This is a genomic window from Frankia sp. CeCAU1, from assembly GCF_977971845.1.
Window position 1 is genome coordinate 8562 of record NZ_CDWWXA010000155.1, and the last position, 1573, is coordinate 10134.

1 protein-coding gene is annotated in these 1573 nt (G+C 76.4%); it reads left to right on the forward strand.

What is annotated here, in order from left to right; all coding sequences use genetic code 11:
- Positions 1 to 1573: acyltransferase domain-containing protein (locus tag AC08OO_RS20290; protein ID WP_476618919.1), on the forward strand; the 1573-nt coding region annotated here is incomplete at both ends.

Sequence of the window (1573 nt, forward strand, 5' to 3'; positions counted from 1 at the left end):
CGAACCCGGCTTCGACCCCGGCACCATGGCCGCCGTCCGCGCCGACCGCGACGCGGTCGCCGAGCTGCTGACCGCGCACCCGGACGCGGTCGTGTGTAACCACAACGCCCCCGACCAGGTCGTCGTTGGTGGTCCGACGCCCGCCGTCGAGGAGTTCGTCGCCGCCGCCACCGCGAACGGGCTCGACGCCCGGCGCATCTCCGTGGCTGCGGCGTTCCACACCTCGCTCGTCGGGCACGCGGTGGACGACTTCGCCGCCGCGGTGGACGTCACCGAAATCGGATCGCCGGCCGTGCCGGTGCACGCCAACACCGCCGGCGCCCGGTACGGCGACGACCCCGCCGAGAACCGCCGGGTCCTCACCCGGCAGCTGGGCAACCCCGTCGAGTTCGTCGCCGGGCTGCAGGCCCTGCACGCGGACGGCGCGACGGTGGTTGTCGAGATCGGGCCGAGCCAGGTGCTGACCGGTCTGGTCCGGCGCACCCTCGGCGACGATGTCGTGGCGATCCCCACCGACGCCGGTCGCGACGGCGACGGCGCGGTGGCTCTGATGACCGCGGCCGTGCGCCTCACGGTGCTCGGCGTCGAGCTCAGCGGGCTCAACCGCTATACGGCCCCGCTGCCGCAGCAGGTGCAGCCGACCGGGATGACGGTTGCGCTGACCGGGGCGGACTACGTCTCGGAGCCTCGCCGTCGCGCCTACACCGACGCGCTGGTCACGCTCGCGGCCGCCGCGGCCGTCCGGCCGCGGGAGTCGGCCGCCGCGGCGCTCGAAAACGTCCCGACCGCCACCGAGCGGCGCGTTCCCGAAGCGGCACCGGCGCCCACCCGGCCAGTACCCACCCAGCCGGCACCGGCGCCCACCCGGGCGGTACCCGTCCCGACGGCCATCGCTCCGGTAGCGCCTGCTCCGGTAGCGCCTGCTCCGGTAGCGCCTGCTCCGGCGGCAGCCACCCTGGCGGCCCCGGCCCCGAGCGCCGGTGAGGTCGCCGGCATCAGCGAGGTCGCCCGCGACCATCTGGCCCTGCACTCCCAGTTCCTCGACACCCAGCTCCGGGTCGCCGAGGGCCTCGTGCAGGTCCTTCGCGCGGCCCCCGCGGACAATGGGGCGGGTCAGGAGATCCGGGCCGCTGCCGACGCTGTGACCCGGCAGAGCCTGGCCGTGGGTGAGGCCCATATCCGGGTCAACGAGATCCTGGCGTCCCTGACCGACCTGGAGTACGGCAACGGCGTCGGCGGCCAGGGCAACGGCGTCGGCGGCCACGGCGCCGGCGGGCTCGCGGCCGGCGGGGCGCCGGGCGGCGCGCTCACCACCGGTACGGAACCGACGGACCTGTACGGACGGGGAACGGCGGGCGATCTGCGCACGCCGGGAATCCCGGCGCCCGGGCTGCCGGCCGTCCCGCTTCCGATCCCCGGCACCGGGAACAGTAACGGGCGTCCGGCGGGTGCGATCGCGGCTGCCCCGCCCGTGCCTCCGGTGACCGTCCCATCCGCGGCCCCGGCGACCGTGGGGTCGCAGCCGGCCACCGCTGGGATTGCCCAGCCGGCGACGGCCGAGCCGCCGGCGGGC